The organism is Trichocoleus desertorum AS-A10 (assembly GCF_039962155.1).
Classification (GTDB): domain Bacteria; phylum Cyanobacteriota; class Cyanobacteriia; order FACHB-46; family FACHB-46; genus Trichocoleus.
Window position 1 is genome coordinate 788313 of record NZ_JAMPKN010000001.1, and the last position, 20618, is coordinate 808930.

General features: G+C 49.4%; 20 protein-coding genes and 1 tRNA gene. 8 read left to right on the forward strand and 13 right to left on the reverse strand.

Annotated features, from left to right (window positions below):
* Positions 1 to 41: 41 nt before the first annotated feature.
* The 6 genes from NDA01_RS03655 to NDA01_RS03680 form a co-directional block, all read right to left on the reverse strand.
* On the reverse strand, positions 42 to 296 hold the full coding sequence (locus NDA01_RS03655; RefSeq protein ID WP_348226897.1) for a hypothetical protein: 255 nt from the start codon (positions 294 to 296) through the stop codon (positions 42 to 44).
* Positions 296 to 469 carry a hypothetical protein gene (locus NDA01_RS03660; RefSeq protein WP_348226898.1) on the reverse strand — a complete coding sequence of 58 codons (174 nt, stop codon included), beginning with the start codon at positions 467 to 469 and terminating at the stop codon, positions 296 to 298. Before NDA01_RS03660 ends, NDA01_RS03655 begins: the two co-directional genes overlap by 1 nt.
* Complete coding sequence (locus NDA01_RS03665; RefSeq protein WP_348226899.1) at positions 469 to 822, reverse strand: hypothetical protein; 354 nt, start codon at positions 820 to 822, stop codon at positions 469 to 471. Before NDA01_RS03665 ends, NDA01_RS03660 begins: the two co-directional genes overlap by 1 nt.
* Positions 823 to 972: 150 nt before the next feature.
* Complete coding sequence (locus NDA01_RS03670) at positions 973 to 1215, reverse strand: helix-turn-helix domain-containing protein (RefSeq protein ID WP_348226900.1); 243 nt, start codon at positions 1213 to 1215, stop codon at positions 973 to 975.
* A 268-nt stretch (positions 1216 to 1483) separates the two neighbouring features.
* Complete coding sequence (locus NDA01_RS03675; RefSeq protein WP_348226901.1) at positions 1484 to 1786, reverse strand: KGK domain-containing protein; 303 nt, start codon at positions 1784 to 1786, stop codon at positions 1484 to 1486.
* Between the two features lie 48 nt (positions 1787 to 1834).
* Positions 1835 to 2116 carry a KGK domain-containing protein gene (locus tag NDA01_RS03680; RefSeq protein WP_348226902.1) on the reverse strand — a complete coding sequence of 94 codons (282 nt, stop codon included), beginning with the start codon at positions 2114 to 2116 and terminating at the stop codon, positions 1835 to 1837.
* A gap of 361 nt (positions 2117 to 2477) precedes the next feature.
* On the opposite strand from NDA01_RS03680, the gene NDA01_RS03685 reads away from it, so the two are divergent.
* From NDA01_RS03685 to NDA01_RS03710, 6 genes are all read left to right on the forward strand, one after another.
* Entirely contained in the window at positions 2478 to 2687 is a 210-nt protein-coding gene (locus tag NDA01_RS03685) for a hypothetical protein (protein WP_348226903.1), read from the forward strand.
* Complete coding sequence (locus NDA01_RS03690; protein ID WP_348226904.1) at positions 2680 to 3081, forward strand: hypothetical protein; 402 nt, start codon at positions 2680 to 2682, stop codon at positions 3079 to 3081. Before NDA01_RS03685 ends, NDA01_RS03690 begins: the two co-directional genes overlap by 8 nt.
* 91 nt (positions 3082 to 3172) lie before the next feature.
* A complete protein-coding gene (locus NDA01_RS03695) occupies positions 3173 to 5500 on the forward strand; it encodes a virulence-associated E family protein (protein ID WP_348226905.1) in 2328 nt (775 codons plus the stop codon).
* Positions 5491 to 5907: a hypothetical protein gene (locus NDA01_RS03700; protein ID WP_348226906.1), complete on the forward strand. Its 417-nt coding sequence runs from the start codon at positions 5491 to 5493 to the stop codon at positions 5905 to 5907. Before NDA01_RS03695 ends, NDA01_RS03700 begins: the two co-directional genes overlap by 10 nt.
* Positions 5900 to 6136, forward strand: coding sequence for a DNA-binding protein (locus NDA01_RS03705; protein WP_348226907.1), 237 nt, complete (start codon positions 5900 to 5902; stop codon positions 6134 to 6136). Before NDA01_RS03700 ends, NDA01_RS03705 begins: the two co-directional genes overlap by 8 nt.
* On the forward strand, positions 6133 to 7227 hold the full coding sequence (locus tag NDA01_RS03710) for a site-specific integrase (RefSeq protein ID WP_348226908.1): 1095 nt from the start codon (positions 6133 to 6135) through the stop codon (positions 7225 to 7227). Before NDA01_RS03705 ends, NDA01_RS03710 begins: the two co-directional genes overlap by 4 nt.
* A gap of 126 nt (positions 7228 to 7353) precedes the next feature.
* On the opposite strand, the gene NDA01_RS03715 is transcribed toward NDA01_RS03710, so the two are convergent.
* The 5 genes from NDA01_RS03715 to NDA01_RS03735 all read right to left on the reverse strand — a co-directional run bounded on the left by NDA01_RS03715 (position 7354) and on the right by NDA01_RS03735 (position 13120).
* A tRNA-Met gene (locus NDA01_RS03715) sits at positions 7354 to 7426 on the reverse strand.
* A 177-nt stretch (positions 7427 to 7603) separates the two neighbouring features.
* Positions 7604 to 9994, reverse strand: a complete 2391-nt coding sequence (locus NDA01_RS03720) for a peptidoglycan DD-metalloendopeptidase family protein (RefSeq protein ID WP_348226909.1) — start codon at positions 9992 to 9994, stop codon at positions 7604 to 7606.
* Positions 9995 to 10790: 796 nt separating this feature from the next.
* Complete coding sequence (locus tag NDA01_RS03725) at positions 10791 to 11270, reverse strand: tRNA (cytidine(34)-2'-O)-methyltransferase (protein ID WP_348226910.1); 480 nt, start codon at positions 11268 to 11270, stop codon at positions 10791 to 10793.
* Positions 11271 to 11617: 347 nt separating this feature from the next.
* Positions 11618 to 12769 (reverse strand): glutamate--cysteine ligase, encoded by a 1152-nt coding sequence (gene gshA, locus NDA01_RS03730; RefSeq protein ID WP_348226911.1) that lies wholly within the window; start codon positions 12767 to 12769, stop codon positions 11618 to 11620.
* A gap of 135 nt (positions 12770 to 12904) precedes the next feature.
* The gene (locus tag NDA01_RS03735) at positions 12905 to 13120 is read right to left on the reverse strand and encodes a hypothetical protein (protein WP_190433432.1); all 216 of its coding nucleotides are present in this window, start codon (positions 13118 to 13120) and stop codon (positions 12905 to 12907) included.
* Positions 13121 to 13444: 324 nt separating this feature from the next.
* Here NDA01_RS03735 and NDA01_RS03740 point away from each other — a divergent pair, with 324 nt between their 5' ends.
* Positions 13445 to 14941 (forward strand): CAP domain-containing protein, encoded by a 1497-nt coding sequence (locus tag NDA01_RS03740; protein ID WP_348226912.1) that lies wholly within the window; start codon positions 13445 to 13447, stop codon positions 14939 to 14941.
* A gap of 171 nt (positions 14942 to 15112) precedes the next feature.
* Here NDA01_RS03740 and NDA01_RS03745 read toward each other — a convergent pair whose 3' ends face one another.
* Together NDA01_RS03745 and bchH are read right to left on the reverse strand one after the other, a co-directional pair.
* Positions 15113 to 15361, reverse strand: coding sequence for a hypothetical protein (locus tag NDA01_RS03745; protein ID WP_348226913.1), 249 nt, complete (start codon positions 15359 to 15361; stop codon positions 15113 to 15115).
* A 187-nt stretch (positions 15362 to 15548) separates the two neighbouring features.
* Positions 15549 to 19331: a magnesium chelatase subunit H gene (gene bchH / locus NDA01_RS03750; RefSeq protein ID WP_348226914.1), complete on the reverse strand. Its 3783-nt coding sequence runs from the start codon at positions 19329 to 19331 to the stop codon at positions 15549 to 15551.
* A 204-nt stretch (positions 19332 to 19535) separates the two neighbouring features.
* On the opposite strand from bchH, the gene NDA01_RS03755 reads away from it, so the two are divergent.
* Positions 19536 to 20612, forward strand: coding sequence for a peptidoglycan-binding domain-containing protein (locus NDA01_RS03755; protein WP_348226915.1), 1077 nt, complete (start codon positions 19536 to 19538; stop codon positions 20610 to 20612).
* The last annotated feature ends 6 nt before the right edge of the window (positions 20613 to 20618 follow it).

Genomic DNA, 20618 nt, shown 5'->3' on the forward strand with positions numbered 1-20618 from the left:
CGATCGCTCAGCGGAGAGTAGAGCTGCGATCGCCCGTGGAGTTATTCGACTTTGTTCAGCTCATCTAGCAGAGCGTCAGCATAAGCAACGGCATCAGAAGGCTTTGCCTGATTGCCCTGAGCAGCCAACAGCCCTTGCATCGCCATTGCTGCAAAATACTCACGCTTGGTTAGGCCAGTAGAAATTATTTTGCCGTCATAGAGGGGTAAGACTGAGAGGTTTTGTTCCTTGGCTGGCAACATCTTCTTTGCTGCCTCTCTCATGCCCTGTAATCGTTGCTTTGCGGTGTAGGGCATTACTGCTGCCCTCCCTCAAGCTTCTGAGCTTCCTGTAGGGCGATCGCGGCTGCTTTTACAGAGTCATAGGCACGGTTGAGAGCCTGTCCGGTTTCATTCTTGGAAGTTGGCAGCTGAGCGATTTGTTGCTGAATCTCATCCAGTTGGTCTAGCAGTTCATCAACTTTAGACATTACTGCTTCCCTCCCTGGAACTGCTCGATAAACTCAAGCACTTGGTTCCACTGGTCATCACTTAAGGCACCGGTCGGATCAAGTGCATCGCCTAAGAGCTCTGAGCACGATGCAATTCTCCAAAGGCAGTTTTCCCGGTACAAATGCAAATTAAGCCGTTGTATTCTCTTTGTCGATTGCTTCCAAGCCTGTGTAAATGCCTCATACCGTTGAATCTGCAACGAAATGTAGAGTTTGTCAGATTCGCTCAGCATGGCTCGGCCACTCCCTCTCTCGTCGCTCTGCATCAAATTGCGATCGCTTTCTGCCCAAGGGCTTAAAATCTTTGTTCCGTCACGTGAAAGTGTCATCATTGTTGCAATGCTCCAGTTGTGCGTTTAGATCTCGTCAACTGTGGGCAGGAATGGGGTGGTACTTGTCCTACCGCCCCTAGCCCTGAAACTCACTAATTAATCGTGCTACCTCCTTCATTTAGATAGAGCTAGGGTTGCAGCCCTAGTTTTTTAATGTGCGCCTGCGTCCTCAATGCCTTCAAACGCCTCAATAAGCTCATCCAAAGTGCATTGATAGGCATCCATCAATCTTTTAATTTCTGATGGCTTCCCTTTAGGAACAAAATCTCCAGCTTCCCACTTCGCAACCGTTGAAGGGCTTTTGCCGATCATGATTGCGAATTGAACTTGAGTCAGTCCCGTGCGATTCCGCAGTTTCATTGGCGTGAGTCGTGCTTCACCTTCTTGAGACATATTATAATGCACTACTAGCAGTGCGCTACTAGTAATCGGCTGCTAGTTCGCGTATAAACAACAAAAGGGCGGGCGAACTTGGCAGGTAGACCCGTCCTTATCACTAATCATCTCAAGGCAATGTATGCACTCAAAACGGTGAAATAAGCCATATTGCCTACGCTTACACCGCAAGTTTTATGGGAGGTGGGCTTAGTATCAGTCAATAAAAAAGGGGCTTCTGAGCCCCGTGTGTAATTCAAGTTGAGGATTTTATGACATCTGATCACTACCTGTATTCATCCAGCGGACTGCTGTCTTCCGACAAGTTAATTTCCTCTGGCTCATCTGGACAAAACTCTAAACGCATTCGTAACTTTCCTGTTTGCCAACCTTTACCTGGCTTCAACACCTTACCTGGAACTCCCTCGTTCAAGAGTTGGTTACTTTGCTCAGTGGCACCTAAATAACTCCTCAGAAACTCACTGAGTGCTTCCATATACTCGCTTACTTGAAAGGTTGGATGCTTGACGACTACCAGACCTGGAGTGCAAGCAACATCATCCAGTTCTAACGATTCAAACTCACTCATAACTTTTGACCTTTGAGTAACAAACAAAAAGGAATTTATGACATCAAATCACTGCCTAAATTCATCTAGCGACCCACCGCTTGATGGTGGAGCATCTGGGCAAAACTCCAATCGGATTCTAATTTTGCCCGCTCGCCAATCGCCTCCAGGTCTCAATACTCTGCAACGAACACCATCACTATTTGTTAAGCCGCCTGCACTACCTTGCTGAAGCAACAGGGATTGCAACCCGCTTAGAAATTGCTTCAGCAGAAACGGTGAATGATTTGGGATTCCTGGTTTGTCAACCATCACAACATCATCCAGTTCTAACGGTTCAAATTCACTCATAACTTTTGACTTGAGAAACATCTAGGGCAGATGGACCGCCATCCGTCTGCCCTTCCCTAATCTTCCCAGTCATAAAAAAACAGCCCAGTGACAGGCTGCACAAGCACAAACGAATTCAGGAGTCTACAATAATGTTGGAATTCCAAAACTTATAAGCAAATAGAGGGCCGAGGACTGTGTCAGCAGTCCCCGGCTCTTTTGCGTTAAACCGTTCGTTTCTTCCAGAGGTATAAATGCACACCCCAACGAAGGGCTTAACAGCCTTATTTTCGCATTGTTTTAAACAGAGGAATTGTGCCCACTTGCCCTCGATCGCTTCACAGTCGGGGCGTGAGTGGGCTTTTTGCTATGGGAGGAGCTTATGAGCAAGACCCAGGTAAAACGTCCTTCAGAGCTTGACCCCTTAGAACTAGAGCTACATTACGACCTCTACGAATGCCCTCACTGCGTTGGTGGTGAAGCCCAGGTCACCTACCCAGACTCAGACCAGACGGAATGGGAAATTTGCGACCAGTGCGGTGGTGAAGGGGAGTTAGCAGTGAGGCGAAGCGAGGGCGATCGCCATGATTAGTGAACTAGAAGCCGAGCGGTTAGGGTTCCGGATTGAATTCGATGAAGCTAATCGCAGCTATCAGATCAGTTCCGACGGCGGCAAGACTTGGCGCAAAGAATCCCTTTACAACGACCCTAAAACCATCAAGAAGCATAAGCTGGGTCACTTCTTCGTCAAGCAGGTGCTGAAGCCCGAACTGGCAAAGGGCGAGGACTTGTGTCATGTCTGCGCCAATGCCGGGAAAGTTGGCATCGTTCGTTATGCAGGCAGAGTCTCAGGCCGCGAGGCATTCTGTGTGACCCGCTACGACGAAGACGGCGAGCCTTACACCATTGATGAGTATTTCGGTTGCTCTTATGACCAGTGGAAATGTACTAGCTGTGGTCATCTAGCTGATTCCGAGTACGCCTAGGCGATCGCCATAAAAAAGGAGCTGCTGAGATGAGCAGCTCCACCAGTTACACCTGCCAAACCAAATATTTTGTCGCGCTCAGATATCGGTTATGACTTCACCTAATTTAGCCCAACCTCAAACACTCTCCAGTATCAATGGCTCCATCGTTCCGAAACATTGGGACGAGTGGATCGCTTCCGCCGTTGACCCCGAAATCATCCGGCGCAACGTCTGGACCATTGAAGATCCGCGCGACGTAGATCAGCTGCTCAACCGCAACAACAAACGCAAGTGGAAGCACTCTGATGAATTGGTGCCCGGTTGGGCCGTCGCTGGTGTGGACCCCAAAACTGGCGAGCGCTCCTTCAAGGGAGCCCAGTTTAAGCCAGACAAAACCCCCATCGACCCAGAAACCAAGAAGCCGCTGAAGTATTTCAGCCCATCCAAAGTGGCTCTTAGTCCCCTCTTCCTGGAAATGGAAGACCCAGAGTATTGGCACAAGCTGCTACTCGACTTCACCAGCCCCATCATCCTGACTGAGGGAGCCAAAAAAGCAGGAGCTGTACTATCTGCGGGCTTTCCCTGCATCAGCATCCCTGGTGTCGCTACTGGCGGCAAACTGGGACGGCTGCGACCAGAGCTAGAGCTGTTCTGCAAATATGGCCGCCGTATCTACCTCGCCTTTGACCGCGACATCTTAAAGAAACGTGCCGTTCAACAAGCCCTGCACAACCTCGGTCGAATGATCGCCGACAAAGGTGCAATGGTCTATGTGCTGGAGTGGAACAACTTCAACAAAGGCATTGATGATTACCTTGCAGCAGGTGGCGACATCCAGAGCCGCCTTTACGATGCCAAAACCTTAGAGGAGTGGCGCGACGAGCAAGAGGATGAACCCACCGAGCTGATGGAGATCGAAACCTGCCGCTTAGCCATGCGCTACAAAATGGTGCATGAAAAGCTCAAGGGCCGTCTCAGATTCAACAACCTCAAAGGCGAGGTCGAACTTGATGGACAAACAGCAGATGTGGACGACTTACGAATTTATCTAGCCTTGAAGCACAACATTGATATTCCTGCCGAGGATTGCGCTCAGATTGTTACTTACATTTCCAAGCAGCAACTTTACAACCCAGTAGCTGAATACCTGCATCAATGCGCTGCCCTCTATGACCCAGACTCAGAGCTGCTGGCTTCTATTGCTAAGACTTACCTCGGTACTGACTCAGAGCTACACGCCACTTTCATTCGTAAAACTCTCATTAGTGCAGTAGCGCGATCGCTCAGTCCAGGTTGCAAAGTGGACACTGTTTGCATCCTTGCAGGCCGTCAAGGTGTGGGTAAGTCGTCCTTCTGGAGAGTCTTAGCTGGGGACTGGTTCGACGACTCGATCGGCTCAGTCAGTGATAAAGACGAACGGCTGAAGCTTCACCAATCCTGGTTTGTAGAGTGGGCAGAGTTAGAGGCCGTCTTCAAGCGCCGAGACATTAGTGCAGTAAAGGCGTTTATCACCACCCAGACCGACCAGATCCGACCGCCCTATGGTCGCACTGTTAAAGAATTTCCCCGTCCCAGCATCATTGTCGGGACCACTAACTTTAATGAATTCCTCGCAGACCCCACGGGTAATAGACGCTTCTGGGTGGTCCCCATCCAAAACGAGTGGATTCCCCTGGACGACCTAGCCAGTGAGCGCGATCGCATTTGGGCCGCTGCCACTCATGCCTTCATGCAAGGGGAGAGCTGGACACTCCCCACCGAGATGAAGGAGCAGGCGATGGAAGCAGGGCAAGAGTACGAACTCTCAGATCCTTGGGAAGAACCTGTGTTGAATTACATCGCTGATAAGCAGCAAGTTACTGCGGCTGAAATTCTGTTTAATGCGATTCATCTAGACCTCGACAGGCAAGATCGCGCCTCACAAATGCGAGTGACCAACCTCCTAAAGGCAAATCAGTGGACAACCTCGCGTCAGGTTGTCCAGGGTCGTAGGCTCAGATTTTGGTTTTCTCCCAATTTTAATAAATATGGTTGTCCAGGTTGTCCAGAGGACAGTCAAAACGAGATAGCAGTAGCGGGACAACCTAGTGGACAACCTTTGGGACAACCCCCTGGACAACCCCCACTTTTACCAGAATCAACAGTGCAAGAAATGGCCGTGGACAACCTGCCCATCCTGGACATCGAAATTCCTAAGAGCACTAGAGAACCTGATCTCAATCCAATTTCTAAAGAACTACAAGAATGTAATTGTGAAGTCCTGATTGATGACCAATGGTTTCCAGCCAAATACGTCAAAGCCCTTAATGGCATGAGACTCAGCCCGATCAACCGCACCTTAGAACCCTCGCACCGCCTCAATGCTCTAAAACCTAACGGCTGGACATCCTGCATCCTGACCGATTCTCAATTTCGGTGGAAAGAGCCATGCCAATGAACCGCAAGCTCTACCCCAAAAACTGGGAGGCGATCGCCCTGGCCATCAAGACCGAAGTGAACTGGACCTGTGAAAACTGCGGTAGGCCCTGCCGTCTGCCTGGTGAAGACGACGGCGATCTGCGCGATCGCATTGAACTAGAGCATGAAAAGTGGGCAGGTGATTTAGATGAGCTAGAGGATGATGAAGAGTTTGGGTGCATGGTCCTAGTCCCAAAGCTCACCCGCTTCACACTCACCACTGCTCACCTCGACCACCAGCCCGAGAACTGCGATCGCTCCAACTTACGCGCCTGGTGTTCCGTCTGCCACTGCCGGTACGACCTCAAAGCAATGGCAACCAAGAGACGACTGAAGCAAGAACGTGAAGGGCAACTGAATCTATTAGTGGGGGTGGAGAATGCCTAGGATCAAAAAACGGGGTAAGCCAATTTCATCCGAATGGGTAGACACCGCGACGGCTGCTCAGAAGATGGGAATGTGCACAAAGCATTTACGCAAGTTACGCAATGATGGTTTCTTCAAAGAAGGAGAGCATTGGCGTGACATCCGAAGCCCTGGTGCTGCGCGTGCAACTTATCAATGGAACTTGGCGCAGTGTGAGCGCATGTTAGAGACACCAGCAGAGCAGAGATGAGCAGCGATCGCATTAATCAAGCTAACGGACGGCTGCGGGCTGCCAAAGTGGGAGTTACCATTCAGCAACTTGGCAACCGTCTATATTTGAAGGCCACCTTCCCACCCAAACCAGGATCTGCTAAAACTCACCCTCACCAGCAACGGATCGCCCTCGGCATTCATGCCAACCCTGCGGGGGTGAGTTTAGCCGAAAAAGAAGCCCGAAAAGTAGGAGCATTACTTGATTGCAGGCAGTTTGATTGGACACCCTACCTCAAAGTAGAGCCTCAGCAACGAGACAAAATTGGAGATTGGATTGAGCGTTTTGAAATTGATTATTTTACAAGACGTGCTCGCAACCCTAAGTCAGAAACGACATGGCATTCTGACTATTGGAAGGTGTTTAAGACGTTGCCTCTGGACCAACCTTTAACAGTGGAGGTTCTGACCAACACAATCACCAGCGTTAAAGCAGACAGCCGAACTCGCAAACGTTTCGTTGATGTTCTATCTCGACTGGCTGAATTTGCCGAGCTGGAAGCTAACTTTAAACCCCTCAAGGGCTCCTACTCATCCAAAAATGTGGCTCCTCGTGACCTACCTTCAGACCAAGCGATCGCCCAACTCTTCTACTCACTCAAGCCGGGGCCGTGGCAGTGGGCATTTGGCATGATGGCAGCTTATGGGCTCCGTAACCATGAGTTGTTCTACTGCGACCTGTCCCGGTTTCCCATTCTGCAAATTACTGAAGGAGCTAAGACCGATCCACATCGCGTCTGGCCTCTGTATCCAGAATGGGCAGAAAAGTGGGAGCTACAGGCTATCAATCTCCCCAACTGCACAGGGAAGAACAACACCGACTTAGGCAATCGGGTGACGCATGCGTTTAAGCGGATGGGGATTCCTTTCCCTCCCTACAATTTGCGGCATGCGTGGGCCGTGCGAGCCATTGAGTTTAGGTTGGATGTCTCTCTGGCCGCTGCTCAGATGGGTCATAGCGTCAAAATCCACTGTGAGATTTACCAGCATTGGATCAATGAAGATGTACATCAACGTGCCTATGATGCACTGATTACTCGAGCGGATAGGCCAAAAGTACCCCTTGCCTAAAATTTGCCTAAAATTCTGTTCCCATCTATTCCGCTTTATTCCCTTTTATTCCCTATCGATAAAAGTAGAAAAACCCTTGTTCCAGGCAGAGCAAGGGTTTGCAAGTTGTTTATAAACGCCAAAAAATGGCTCAGGCGGGATTTGAACCTGCGACCTTGGGCTTATGAGTCCCCTGCTCTAACCACTGAGCTACTGAGCCGAGCTGCATCCATCAGTGCTGACTGATTTCGCTTTATTAAAATAGCATAAAAAAGTTAGCGATCGCTATCCTTATCTGAAAAAAATCTAAAAAATTTAGGCTAGCTGTTACAGCCATAAAAGCAATCGGGGAAGCCAAAGACCTCCCCGATGATCGATTAAGTCATGCTTGAGCTAATTAGCGGCTAGCGAGGTACTTCATTGGATTCACAGCACCTTGCCCAGCAGCATGGAGCTCAAAGTGGGAGTGAGGACCTGTGCTATAGCCAGTGCTGCCCATTTCGGCAATTTGCTGACCTTGGTCAACTTGTTGGCCTGAACGCACCAGAATCCGGTTGTTGTGAGCGTAGAGAGTAACGCTACCGTCGGGATGCTGAATCTCGACTAAGTTGCCATACCCACCCTCATTCCAACCAGCAGTGATCACAACACCAGAAGCTGCTGCTACAACAGGAGTTCCTACAGGAGCCGCAATGTCGATTCCTTTGTGCATCCGACCCCAGCGCCAACCATAACCTGAGCTTAGAACTCCCTTCGCGGGCCAAATATAACCCTTGAAGCTAGCTGCGTTTTCTGGCAGATAGCGATCGGCTGCCGCCAAAGGTGGCAAATCAGGAGACACCGTTTGTCCCACTAAAGGCTTCACTAGAGGATCATATGAGTCTGAACCTAGGGGAGCCGCCGCAACCAACTTTTGGCTAGCTTCTGGCTTGACCGTATTAGACGCTGTAGGAGCTGAAGATTGCCCAGACTGACGCTTTTGCTGGAGCGTCCGAATTTCGGCTTGTAGAGCTTCTGTGTAGCGGCTAGGGCTGAATTCTGGATTGACCTGCCTAGCTGTTACAGGGCTAGCATTAGGCTTCTGAGATGGAGCAGCGCTGATAGAAGGCACTGTCTTCAGCACATTAGCCTGAGTAGCGGTGGCTTTAGATGACCCAGTAGCTCGGTACTTCTCACGCAACTTGATAATCTCGGATTTCAAGTTGTTGATGTAAGGGCTGTTGCTTGCGTCTGGGTTAAACGAGGCTCCTGAGCTGCTTGGCTTCTCAGAGAAAGGTGCATTGCTCAGTGGAGCTGTTGCTACCTTGGTGCCCTCTTGGCCTTCAGCCGCCTTCTCCGTAGCGATCGCTTGCTTGGGTACGGCTGCGATCGTGCCTCGGAATTCAGCGGATTTAGCGCCAGCAGCAGAGGTGCTAGGTAGGCTAGCTCCCACAACTGGCATGGTGGGGACAGCAACACCGCTGGTCGAAGCGACTAAGGTTGGTGCCGTTCCGTTGGTGACATCAGCCGTAGTAGCGATTTGTAAAGTGCCCTCTTTGACTTGAGGAATTGTGAGCACCTGATTAACTCGGATGTAGTTCGGATCGCTGATTCGGTTGGCTTGAATCAGTTCTGCTCTGGAGATGCCATGATTCCGAGCGATCGCATCCAAGGTGTCCCCAGGGCCGACCCGATAAGCGCTTTGCTCAACCGCTGTTGGAACCTGAGGCTCACTCATGGCCTCCGGAATCACTACAGAGCTGGGAGCGGGAAATACCTGAGACTCGATAATGACTTGAGTCTCAGCTTCTGGTTTCAAAGCTTTCGTGCCCTGAGCGGTCGCTACTACAGAGCTGGACTCATTGGTTTTGGACTCAACCACCTTAGGCTCCAGAGTCGGAGTAGGTACTTGAGCAAGTTCAGCGAGGGTGACCACTGGTTTTGCTTGTGGTACTTCGGTCGCTGCAACAACTTGAGGCTCTTGAGGTTGCGTTTTCGCTTGAGCCACCTCTGCAGCTGCCAATGGAGTTTCAGGAGATGCAGTGGCAGTTACTTGGCTTGCTGCACCATCGGCATCAGACTCCTCAGCGAAAGCTGTCGCAACTTGATTGCTATTAACTAAACTTTGACTTTCCTCAGACCGTAACTCCGCCAGACTATTTTTCAGCTCATCTCGCTTTTGCTTTAAGCGATCGAGAGCGATGTCTTGCTGTTCCTTCAAAACCTCAGCTTGATCTACAGAAGCAATGCTGGGTTCGTTTACTTGTAGCTCAGCCGTGGGATCAAGCGTGGGGCTTGGTTCCAACTGGGCTGAAGCAACCTCGTAAGAGGTGGAAGTAGAGGAGACAGAAGGAATCTGTAGAATCTGACCAACCTCTAGGGTGGTGCTAGGGGCGATACCATTAGCGGTAGCGATCGCGGTAGCATCAACTTGATAGAGTCGAGCAATTTGCCACAGGGTCTGGCCTGGTTGCACACTGTGCTTGATAGCAGAAGACTCTGGCACAGGCAGTGTAGCTGCTGCTGGCTCGATTTCTGGGGTAGCTGAGAGAGCTGCAACTTCGTAAGCCGGAACGGTTGCAACCGATGGTTCAACAGTCAACGGTTCTGCTGCCACAGCTCGATCGTTTTGCCGAGGCAGTAATAAACTGGACGCACCCATCGAGATTGCTAATCCAATCATGGCAGCAGAGGTGCAAGCCTTACGATTGACCTCGGTTGGCCCCTGCTTGCTTTGTTCATCAGCCACATCACTTCCTGGTGTGTGGGAAAGAACAGACTTGACCTTCTGCGGAAATGCTCGTTTCAAAGAACGACCTCCTAATGACCAGCGCTTAACTGTCCTCAATTCACTCGATCCGTCGTCAGTCAATGATGCAAATCACATTGAAAACAGACGAAGATCACTGACGGCAATTACACCTAGGCAAGATTACCCTGCTTTTTTGGTTTAGACAAGCTTACACTACTTAACAAAAAATTCAAGAGTCGATTTTTGAGTCCAGCTCAAGGGGTTTTGCTGTCTCAGAAATTGAGTTGCAGTTTCTCTTGAAGAGCTAATCAAACTGAAGTTTAACGCACTTCTCTCGTTTGCTAAATCAAGTGCAGATTTCAGATTGCTTGCCCAAAAACTAGTGTTTGTCATTGCGTCAGTAACGGTTTTTTTCAGCCGTCTCAGAGCTGGGGTACAGGATTCAACTTAACTACAGACGTGACTCTACGTGAAGTTTTGGTGAACATCAACCGTGGAATCATGCACCCAGATTAAGGTAACTAAAAATTTGGGATTTAGGTTCCCAAGAGCAAACCCGTCTGTTTTGATCGCTACAGCAGTTTTCGGATGGAACAGGATAAGACCATGACAAAGTGATCAAAATTCACAGCGTAGATTGGGTGATCTCATCTAATTTTTTATAGGAATTTCTTATTGCTTCCGGATAGATTTTGTATTTTGTGCGACGAAATAATTTTATCCAACTGTAACTGCCTACCATAGAACTACTTTCTGATTTTCCATTTCTAACAGAGAGTTGAGTCATTGAATAGAAATGACTACTCAATCGCAATATAAGAATTAAGCGATCGCTTACCTGAAAATGAACTTGTCAAGGCTGCTCAGGCTTAACGCTAAGGTCACTCAATTGACGGCGCGCTTCAAATAAACCAACGGCTGCACTCACGGACAAGTTAAGGCTACGAACGTGAGGCTGCCCCATAGGAATGTAGAGCACCTGGTCACACATATCTAAAACTTCTGCGGGCAGACCTTGAGTTTCACTGCCAAACAGCAGCCAATCATCGACTTGATATTGGTACTCAATATAACTACAGCTTCCTCTAGCGCTAAAGCCTAACCAGCGGCCTCCCTTAGGTCGAGAGTAAGCCTGGAAAATCTCTACAGAGCCGTGATAGTGCAACTTAACGTAAGGCCAATAGTCCAGACCTGCTCGCTTCAGATAGCGATCTGTGATTTCAAAGCCTAGAGGGGCCACTAAATGCAGTTCTGTACCCGTAGCAGCGCAAGTTCTGGCGATATTGCCCGTATTTTGGGGGATTTGGGGATGAACTAAGACAACCTGGGGCATAAAGAGTAATTTGTGCTGATACTACTCGCTGAAAACACAAAAAAGTCTACCTTTTGGTAGACGAACCTATATATTTTTTTAATAGTTCCAGAAAGAAAGCAAGGTGATTAAAGATCCTGATCGATCAATTCATTCATGATTCGGATCTTCGATAGTTTAATACCCCTGTTTTGGCATTCTGGGCTACAAACAATTTCTTTTGGTCTTCAGCCAGGATTGTTTTGCTAAAAGAAGAATCTCTAAAGCTGGCAGTCCTGGCCTTTAAGAGCTGAAACATTACTTGATCAATAACTACAGTGGAAAACTAAAGGCACTAAGCTCAGAGCTGCAATGCCTCAGGTGAATAACTACGCGGCGATAGGCTGGCACAACTCAAGTTCTAAAGCTCCCTCCTGCTCTGCCATTGCTTGAATAGCTTGACTAATTACTATGCGGCTATCCATACCTGATTCATGCAATTTCAACCATTGTTGCGCTTCATTGCCTTCTCGTAAGATTTTTTTCAGTGGTAGGAGAAAGCAGCTAAATCCCTGCTGTTTAGCGATCGCCCATACTTCTTGATAGAGCTGCTCAATCCAATCTCTAGCCAAAATTGTTCTGCCGTCTTGCCAATGCCTCAGTTCTGCATCTAGGCTGTTTCGGGATACCGCAGCCTCGTTGGCATTCGTCAGTTCAATTAAATCTTCAGCGCGAGTTGTAGCGGGTAAGGTGCTCGCTGTGAGCGGATCAAGATTGGGGTCAGCAATGAGTTGTTGCAGACGAGCTTCTAAGAGCGCGGTAATGGCTAGCAAAGCGATCGGATCTGAAACTAAATCACAAATTCTCAGTTCCAGGCGATTGAGATTATAAGGACGGCGATCGCCATTGGGTCGGACAGAATCCCAAAGGTGCCGTACATTTTGCATCGTGCCTGCTACGAGCTGCGCCTCCGTCCACTGAATGAAATGAGCATGACTCTCAAACAGAGGCACATGAGCGGGAGTTTTAGGAAAGAGTCCCCAGCGAGTAGAGTGGTAGCCTGTCGCCTGACCATCTAAAAAAGGAGAGGACGCACTTAAGGCTAGATATAGAGGAGCTTCTAAGCGAATCAAGCGGCAAGCTCGCATCAACAGCTCTGGCTCAGCAATGCCGACGTTGATATGGATACTGGCTGTGACGACCTTAGTGCCATAAGTGCGCTCAATATAGCCGTGGTAAGGATTGCCTGGATCGGAGCGACAGAAGCGATCGCTCCCCCCCAAAGACAAAGTGCTACCTGGTAGCAGGGTATAGTCGCCCAACTGCTTGAGATAGCGTCGTAGTGCCACGCGAGGACGCACTAAGTCACAGAGTAAGCGCTCATAGCGGCACAAGGGAGCAGTGGTGTACTCAACATTGCGGCTATCAGGCTCGCGCACAAACCCATCTAAGGTTGCCACAATCTTGTCGGACAATCCCACGATGTCGCCCTGGGGGGTTCCTGTGTACAGCTCTACTTCAAAACCTTTTGATAGCAGCACGGCTTTTCCTCAATGGAGCTAGGCAGTCTTCTTTATCTAGTATCAAGGAAAGCGGAGAAATGCAGCGATACCTAGCTAAAAACAGCAATTTGTACGGTAGAGCTGCTGACTATTCCGCTCTACCGCAAATTACGATTATTTTGCATCCTCGGAAGGGCTAGGACCACGCTCAAGAGCTGCAGGGTTGGTCTCTTCTTCTCCCTGGCCTTGGGCATCAAAAGGATAACCTTCTGGTTGGTCAAGGATTGCTTGAGGGTCTACCCCTGGATTACTCGCATCATCCATGACACCGTTAGCATTTGTATTAGGTTTGATCGAAGCGCCTTTGTGGCTAGCATGACCGCCGGGCATATATGTTTCCTCAACTAAAACAATTTTGGTATGCCCTAGCTTAGACTCGGTCTGCGCGAGGAATCCCTATCCCAGGGCTTAAATGTAGCTAGGCAAACGGAATCGCTTTTTTAGTACCACACTGAGTAGAGAAAAGACTGCCTACCTTCTCCAGTATTGGCTCATCTGATATCAGCCAGTAGCTTGACTTGTTAAAGTCTTTACACAATTTCTCTACTTGCTATGAAATTGATGAACGTAGTAAAAACTACAAGGACTTATTAAAAATTCACTGATATAGTGCTGTGCATATTTTCTCTCAGCTCAGCATTATTGAGGTCAGTTATGCGCTATTGGGGTTATTCAGGTACGAGAGCACCTCTCAGTTTGTTAGTAGCATTTGCTGCAGCGACGCCTGCCTTTTTAATCTTTGGGCCATCCACCCCAGCGCTCGCTGAAACGATTTTCAACAGCTCCCAAAAGGCTTCTATTCGCGTTGCCCAAGCGATTCCTGCCCAAAATGTCCTAACGGCAGACGTGTTGGCGGAAATTAACCGAGTTCGTACCAATCCCACAGGTTATGCAGACTGGCTAGAGAGCCTGAGCCAATATTATGAAGGAAATATTCTGGCTCTACCAGGAGAAGATAAAATCCGCACTCGCGAAGGTGGGGGAGCGTTAGAAGATGCGATCGCTACTTTGCAAACCATGCCACCCATGCCACCGATGGCCCTATCAGCAGGAATGTCCCAGGCTGCTGAAGATCATGTAGCTGATACGGGTGCTCAGGGTGTGGTAGGTAGCGTTGGCACTGATGGCAGCAGTCCAAGCGATCGCGCTAAACGTTATGGCACCTTTAAAGGTGGATTTGTCGAGCTTCTCAGCTACGGGAAAAAAACATCTGCTGCTGTAGTTTTGCAGTTGGTCATTAATGATGGCGACCCCAATCGAGGTTTGCGAGGAGAATTGCTTAATCCGAAGAATCGCTTCATCGGTATAGCCTGTGGCCCTCATGCCAGCAGAGGCGCAATGTGTGTGATTGAGTCGTCAACGGAATATGCAGAGAAATCTGGAACAGTTGCAACATCCAAGGCTCAACCCGCAACAAACCCTAAGCACAATAATGCTTCCCAAGGGCAGTCAGCCAAGACAACACCAAAACTAGTAGCGCAGGTAGATAAGGCGATCGCGGCTCCAACGAAGCCAAAAACAAAATCTCAAGCTGTTGCCAAGACACTTCCTGCTTCGACCCCAACGACGCTTGGATTTCCACAGAGCTATCTATCGCCAGAAGAGCAAGCAATTTTTGAGGAAACAAATAGAGTTCGATCGAATCCTGCTACCTATGCTGCTGAGCTAGAAAATTTGAGGCAATATTTTGAGGGCAAACTGCTGAAGCTGCCTGGGCAAACTCCGATGGAAACGGAAGAGGGGGTCAGCGCTGTGGAGGAAGCAATCCAAGCCCTGAAAGCTACTAAATCGATGTCCGTTTTGAGTTTCTCTAAAGGAATGTCTTTGGGGGCAAAAGACCATGTGAACGATTTAGGGCCTGCTGGAAAAGCTGGACACTATGGTACTGATGGCAGCAAGCCAGACAAGCGGATTAGTCGCTATGGAACCTGGAAAGGACTGACAGGCGAAAACATCAGTTACAGCCCGATGAATCAGGCAAAGTGGCATGTCATCCAACTATTGATCGATGATGGAGTCAAAGATCGTGGTCATCGTAAAGCGATTCTCAAACCCGATTACCGCATCACAGGGGTAGCTTGTGGTTCTCATGCTGTCTACACCACTATGTGCGTGATGGAGTATGCCACTGAATATCAAGAAGGACGCTAGAGGTTGAGTGGGGCGATCGCGCTTTGGAGAGATAGAGGTTTGATTAAAAACAGAAAGGCGACCAACCTTATTCTACGAAGTAAAGATGGTCGCTAAAGTTACGGTATGGATTCTACTAAATAGATCTTTGCCATTTCCTAATGAAACGACCTAAGTAGAAGACATCACTTCTTAAACTGACTTTGATATAGCAGACGCACTAATGTGAACTGCTGTAGCCGTGATGTTTATGGTTACTTCAGTTGCTTTAACAGCAATGAACCATCCTGCGGCAAGAGCCAGTACACCTGTTGCGATTAGGGACATTGCTGCTTGTAAGCCCTTCATTAGCATTTCTGGGGAACTTACTATCCCTGCTAACGAACCTTGAAGCCAACCCCATGTAGCTTGAATCGGAGCTTTTGCAAGTGTATCTAACATTGCTTACTTCCTCGTAGTTGATTGCGAACCCATTCAGCCTCAAGGCTAACCAAAGAGTGTGTACGTGCGAATGGTAAAACTACTTAAAACTTTAAGAAGTATTGATGTGGATGGATTTGCTAATTTACTCTGATCATTTTCGTGTGACCACAATACAGTCATAATGAATGACGATCGCCCTTAGGTACTAAACCGTTACCCCTTCCAGTTCTTTGTCGGTAAGTTCGTAGAGTTGGCGGAGTTGGGCGAGTTTTTCGGGGTCTGGGTTCCAAAAACCGCGACCGTTGGCTTCGAGCATCCGGGCGACAATGTTACGGAAAGCTTCGGGATTGGCTTGGCGGAGTTTTGCGGCCATTTCTGCGTCGAGAGCGTAGGTATCGGCGGCTTGGTCATAGACCCAAGATTCGTGGAAGTCGGCAGTACCAGCCCAGCCAATTAGGGCAGTCATGCGTTGAGAGATTTCGAAAGCACCCCCAGAACCTTGTGCGGTCATTGCTTCCGCCCATTTGGGGTTGAGGAGCTTGGTGCGGTATTCCAGGCGTAGTAAATCTTCGAGACTGCGAGGGGTGCTGTCTTTCGAGAAGCTTTCCACAAAACTAGTGGTGACCTTTTTGCCTCGTTTTTGTTCGGCAGCTCGTTTCAAGCCGCCTGTGTTGGCGTAGTACTCTTGAATATCGGTGAGGCCGTATTCTAAGGAGTCGATTTCTTGAACGACTCGCTCGGTGGTTTTGAGTAGCGTATCGAGAATTTCCGGGCGAGCTTGGCCTTTATCTTGGCGACCGTAGCTGAAGGTGTTGCGATCGCGCCAGGTACTCCCGAGTTCGTCGCCCGATTCCCAATTGCCATCCACCACGCGATCGTTGACTAAAGAGCCAAAATCTCCGGCAGGGCTAGAGAACAAGCGGGCTGAGGCATTGTCTACCCCCTTGGCCTGGAGGGCGATCGCATGTTTGCGAATAAAGTTTTGGTCTTCCGGTTCATCGGCTTCGGCGGCGCGACGGAACAAGTCATCGAGCAGTTCAATAATGTTGACGAAGCTATCGCGGAAAATGCCAGAGAGGTTGGCGAGTACGTCAATACGGGGATGACCGACTTCGGCTAAAGGCTTGAGTTCGTAGCGGACAATCCGACCCGTGCCTTCTTTGACGGGTTCCGCGCCGACGAGTTCTAGCAAAATACCTAAAGATTCGCCTTTGGTTTTGATTGCGTCTAAGCCCCAGAGCATCACGGCCACAGTTTCGGGGTAGATGTGGTGTTCTTGGAGATGTTGGGCAATGATTTGTTGGGCGATCACGCGGCCTCGGTCGTAGGCAGCAGGGGAGGGCATTCGGTAGGGGTCAAGAGCGTGGATGTTGCGGCCTGTGGGCAAGACACCAGGGCCATCCCGCAGCAAGTCACCACCAGGAGCGGGAGGAATATATTCCCCGTTTAAGCCTCGCAATAAGTTGGTTAACTCGTCAGAAGTTTGGGCGAGTAAGTCTCGAACTTGCACGGCTGCTTCGAGTTTGGGAGTTTTGCCGTTAAGGTCAAATTGTTGGGTCAGCGATTTGAGGTCAGCACCAGCAGAAACTTGAGCGATCGCCTGTTCTGGCAATTCTTCGCCTAAATAAGCGTTCAAGTAGCCTTCTACGATTTCGGCATTAGGCACTTCTCCTAACGTATGCAGCCCCGTGGAGAAGAGGCGGTTTTCTAAAACCTGCAGATACTCGTACAGCTTCAGCAAGTAGCGATTGAACACCTCAGCGCTGAAGAGTTTGGCGTTTTCGGGAGTGAGGGAGATACCCAGCTTCTTGGCTTCGTCGCAAGCGCAATCCGCGTCTAAGCCAGTGTCACCAATCTTCTTCAGGATCGCTTCCTTGAGGACATAGTTTTTTGTGGGGTCTTCGCGATATTCGGCGATTAAGTCCCGTAGCGTCACCAATTCTTTGTAGAGTCCGGCGCGACCATACGGTGGCACATTATGAGAAATCAGTACGCCGTAGCCCCGCCGCTTTGCCAAAATCGACTCAGATGGATTGTTCGCTGCATATATATATAGATTGGGCAGGTTGCCCAGCAGAATATCTGACCAAGAATAGCCTGTATTGCCCAGGGGCGAACCTGGCAGCCACTCCACGGTGCCATGCATCCCGAAGTGGACGATCGCGTTAGCTTGAAAGTCGTGTTGTAACCACTGGTAGAAAGCGGCGTACTGCGGGTGGGGTGTGAGGTCACGCTCAAACATCAAACGCATGGGGTCGCCTTGGATGCCGAGTGGGGGCTGCACCCCAATCCAAATATTGCCGAGTTGAATGCCACCTAAGCAGAACTGATTGCCACAGGTTTTAATGCCGCTATCCGTCAGCGACTTCCACTGTTTCTCAATGCGGCTAGTTTTTAGGAAGCCCAGCCATTTTTCTAATTGGCGATCGCTCACCAAGGTAATTGGAGTATCCTCCTGATCGCTAAAGACTTCATCGGCGGCTTTAACCTGACGAATTAGTTCCTCGCCCTCTTCCGGCAAGTCCCCAACCGTATAACCTTGGTCTTTCAAAGCTTGCAGGAATTTCAGCAGCGATCGCGGTACGTTCAACAAAGCAGCCGTTCCCACAGCTCCATATCCAGGGGGAAACCCGTAGAGAATAATCGCTAGTTTGCGATCGCTGGGTGGGGTGCGCCTTAGTTCAATCCAGCGCTTCAAGCGTCCCGTTAAGCGTTGGACTCGCTCAGGAATCAGATAAATGTCTTCGCCGACCAGACCACCCAACGGCACCGGATCGATCGCGCCATCAAGCTCTGGTAAGGAATACAGCACTACACTTTGCAGCCCACCAATTCCCTGCCGCGTCCAAGAATGAATATCTTGAATCAGTAAGGGAGCCGCGACGATATAAGGGACATTTTTGGCACTGAGAATCCGCTTCGCCACTTCTACCTGTCGTCCCGCTTCCATAGAACCCGCAGGACCACCCACTAACGGGAAGCCAATTGTAGAAACGATCGCATCCACTGCTACAGCCTCTTTCGAGAGGGATGGCGTTTCGGTATTGCCTTGCGATCGCTGGGCTTGCTCGTAAGCAGTTGTCATCCAATCGCGCACCGCCACATGCCCTTCTACTCCATTGATGAAAATTGGCAGCGGAATTAAACCTGCCTGCTCAAAGTGGCGAATCAATTGTGGAATGTAAGGTTGTTTGGTGACAACGTGTTTGCGATACAGTAGGATGCCAACAACAGGGAGAGTAGTGTTTGTAGAGAAAGAATTGCTAGCCGAAGATTCGGTGCTAAGCCCACCCTTACCGGAAGGGACAGATCCGCGATCGCGATACCAATCTAGATATTGTTTGGGAGACTCGAAATAACCTGGATAGTCAGGATGCAACAGCCCCATATTCGGGGTTTCAATCGGGGCAGGAATTTTACCAATCGCTAAACCGAGATACTTTTCGGCGATCGTCCAAAACATGGATGCAACGTTTTCTGGGCCGCCTGCATTCCAGTAGCCGTAGATGATCAGCCAGTTGCGGAGGTCTTGAACTTTTTGAATTGGGACAAATTTGAGGAGTTTGGGGCCGACTTTCAAAAAGCTGAGGTAGCCTGCGAGTTTGTCTTCTTCTTTGCCGCTGCCAAATTTGTCGAGAATAAACTTGACAGGTTTGGGCATGCCTTTGGGTTTGTCACCAATGGCGAAGTCGCCCAACTTGGTCAGGCTCATCAATTCCAGCGCTGACTCAAACACCAAGCGAATCGGAATCTGCTGCACGCGATCGCACAACCACAACACTTGGTCGTAGTCGAACAACAAGCTACCAAAGAAGACATCTGCCCCTTCAAGCGCCGCTGTGATCGCTTCTGCTTGGGTGGTGAGGTCGCGATCGCTAAATACGCAAATCTCTAACTCTGAACAACGAGCTTGCGCCAGTTGAGCAGCTTTGCGGTATAGGTCCGCATTAAAAGACTCAAACCCAGCCATCAATACAATGCGTTGCATGCCCAAAGTTAACCAGTGAACTCCTCTCCTTGATCATAAAAGCCCTATTCAGTTTGAGGTTAATTAAGTAGGGCCGTCCTAGGGAATTCGCGATCGCTTGTGATCAATTTTTAATCGTCTAAAGTTTTATCAAAGGAGTGCAGTAGAGTTGAACGCATATTTATAGATGACAACCTTTGGATTGCCTAGCGTCCGGTGAAATTTATGACATTTAATATTGCTGCTTTAGGATTACCTGTACTCCAGAGCGGGTCTGAAGGGCCAGCAGTGGGGGCTTGGCAAAGCTTTCTCAAAGGAGCCCAGTTTGCGCTCGGAGCAGTAGATGAAGACTTCGGCGGGCTAACCGATACGGCAACTCGCAACTATCAACAAAAAAATAATCTCCCTGTCACAGGAGTCGTGGACAAGGCTACTTATGCTCTAGCACTCCAGCAAGGCCTGTTATTTAAAGTGCCGAATTTCTCTGCTTCTCTGCTGCTGGATTACCTCAACTTTGGCATAGCTGAGGTCGAGGATTTGCAAAAGAGCCTCAACGCGATCGCCCAACTGAATCCTCCCCTCACCGTGGATGGCGATTTTGGAGCCCTGAGCAGCAAAGGCTTAGCCCAAGTATATAAACAAAGGGATGTCCGGTTTCGCGATGACTTGCAACAGCGGTTAGCAGCCACGACCCAGCAAAAACTGGGGACAGATCTCAATGCTGCGATCGCCTTGATTGATGACTATGCCAAAAAGTTGCGCTTTCGCTTAAGTGGTCCCCACTGGGTAAAGTTTTTCTTGGCAACTAATTCTATAGAGGATTTAGCTTCGCCGTTTCGACAGCGAGTTCAGGCCTTTGAGAAAGCCTTGCGAGCAGCAGGGGCAAAAATGGAAATTACTAATACGCTGCGTCCCCCGGAGCGCGCTTATCTGATGCATTTTGCGGCCAAAATTAGCCGTTCCCAAATTCGGCCTCAAGATGTGACCGCCATGCTGGGGGTAGATATTGACTGGGTGCATTACACCAATGCTGGCTCTGTGCAAGCGGCTCAGCAAATGATTGATGCTTACAGCATTGGTACTAACCCTGTAGCTTTGCGATCGCTGCATACGCAAGGCCTGGCGATCGATTGGTTCATTAGTTGGGAAGGGACATTGCAAATCAGAGACAGCAGCGGTCAACTAGTGAGTATTGCTGCTCCTCGCGATGGCGAGAATCCCGCTTTGATGAAAGTCGGAGCTTCTTATGGAGTGTATAAGCTGCTAGGCGACCCGCCGCACTGGTCGGTCAACGGCGGCTAGACCGCA

Excerpts from the sequence above, each read along its gene's own strand:
- NDA01_RS03700 (WP_348226906.1), top strand. The coding sequence starts at position 5,491 with ATGCCAATGAACCGCAAGCTCTACCCCAAAAACTGGGAGGCGATCGCC.
- NDA01_RS03710 (WP_348226908.1), top strand. The coding sequence starts at position 6,133 with ATGAGCAGCGATCGCATTAATCAAGCTAACGGACGGCTGCGGGCTGCC.
- NDA01_RS03665 (WP_348226899.1), bottom strand. The coding sequence starts at position 822 with ATGATGACACTTTCACGTGACGGAACAAAGATTTTAAGCCCTTGGGCA.
- NDA01_RS03670 (WP_348226900.1), bottom strand. The coding sequence starts at position 1,215 with ATGTCTCAAGAAGGTGAAGCACGACTCACGCCAATGAAACTGCGGAAT.
- NDA01_RS03755 (WP_348226915.1), top strand. The coding sequence starts at position 19,536 with ATGACATTTAATATTGCTGCTTTAGGATTACCTGTACTCCAGAGCGGG.
- NDA01_RS03680 (WP_348226902.1), bottom strand. The coding sequence starts at position 2,116 with ATGAGTGAATTTGAACCGTTAGAACTGGATGATGTTGTGATGGTTGAC.
- NDA01_RS03675 (WP_348226901.1), bottom strand. The coding sequence starts at position 1,786 with ATGAGTGAGTTTGAATCGTTAGAACTGGATGATGTTGCTTGCACTCCA.
- NDA01_RS03735 (WP_190433432.1), bottom strand. The coding sequence starts at position 13,120 with ATGCCCGGCGGTCATGCTAGCCACAAAGGCGCTTCGATCAAACCTAAT.
- NDA01_RS03740 (WP_348226912.1), top strand. The coding sequence starts at position 13,445 with ATGCGCTATTGGGGTTATTCAGGTACGAGAGCACCTCTCAGTTTGTTA.
- NDA01_RS03655 (WP_348226897.1), bottom strand. The coding sequence starts at position 296 with ATGCCCTACACCGCAAAGCAACGATTACAGGGCATGAGAGAGGCAGCA.
- NDA01_RS03705 (WP_348226907.1), top strand. The coding sequence starts at position 5,900 with ATGCCTAGGATCAAAAAACGGGGTAAGCCAATTTCATCCGAATGGGTA.
- NDA01_RS03745 (WP_348226913.1), bottom strand. The coding sequence starts at position 15,361 with ATGTTAGATACACTTGCAAAAGCTCCGATTCAAGCTACATGGGGTTGG.
- NDA01_RS03690 (WP_348226904.1), top strand. The coding sequence starts at position 2,680 with ATGATTAGTGAACTAGAAGCCGAGCGGTTAGGGTTCCGGATTGAATTC.
- NDA01_RS03725 (WP_348226910.1), bottom strand. The coding sequence starts at position 11,270 with ATGCCCCAGGTTGTCTTAGTTCATCCCCAAATCCCCCAAAATACGGGC.
- NDA01_RS03685 (WP_348226903.1), top strand. The coding sequence starts at position 2,478 with ATGAGCAAGACCCAGGTAAAACGTCCTTCAGAGCTTGACCCCTTAGAA.
- NDA01_RS03695 (WP_348226905.1), top strand. The coding sequence starts at position 3,173 with ATGACTTCACCTAATTTAGCCCAACCTCAAACACTCTCCAGTATCAAT.
- bchH (WP_348226914.1), bottom strand. The coding sequence starts at position 19,331 with ATGCAACGCATTGTATTGATGGCTGGGTTTGAGTCTTTTAATGCGGAC.
- NDA01_RS03660 (WP_348226898.1), bottom strand. The coding sequence starts at position 469 with ATGTCTAAAGTTGATGAACTGCTAGACCAACTGGATGAGATTCAGCAA.